A 488-nucleotide genomic window follows, 5' to 3' on the forward strand; every position below is an offset into this window, starting at 1 on the left:
GACAGCTCTGGATCTTTTGATTGAAGAAGAATTGCCTAACCTGAAGCTGATGGTAGAAAATGCAGCCGAATTGCAGAAATGTTTTGAGAAGGGCGAAGTTTCGCGGGTATATCTCAACTTTTCGGATCCTTGGCCAAAAACACGCCATGCTAAAAGGCGCCTGACCCACTCATCCTTTCTTTCCATATACGAAGACATTCTTCCTGAAAAAGGAGAAATACACTTTAAAACAGATAATCAGGGATTATTTGAATCCTCGCTGTTAAGTATTTCACAGTATGGAATGCTTCTGTCATTCATCAGTCTTGATCTCCATAACAGCGATTATGAAGGAAATATCATGACTGAATATGAAGAAAAGTTCTCAAGTAAAGGCAGCCGGATTTACAGGCTTGAAGCAGCATTTAACAATTGATTGTGAAGAAAAGCTCCCGGACTATGGGAGTTTTTTTTAGGGTTGTTTGCGTGAATTTTGCTGCTATGGAACA

Annotated in this window: 1 protein-coding gene; it reads left to right on the plus strand. The window is 40.0% G+C overall.

What is annotated here, in order from left to right; genetic code table 11:
- Nucleotides 1-415: tRNA (guanosine(46)-N7)-methyltransferase TrmB (trmB, locus tag BIV59_RS22600; RefSeq protein ID WP_071353699.1), on the plus strand; the 415-nt coding region annotated here is incomplete at its 5' end.
- Nucleotides 416-488: the final 73 nt, after the last annotated feature.

Origin of the sequence: Bacillus sp. MUM 13 (assembly GCF_001866725.1) — a bacterium.
In the GTDB taxonomy this organism is placed as follows: domain Bacteria; phylum Bacillota; class Bacilli; order Bacillales; family DSM-1321; genus Peribacillus.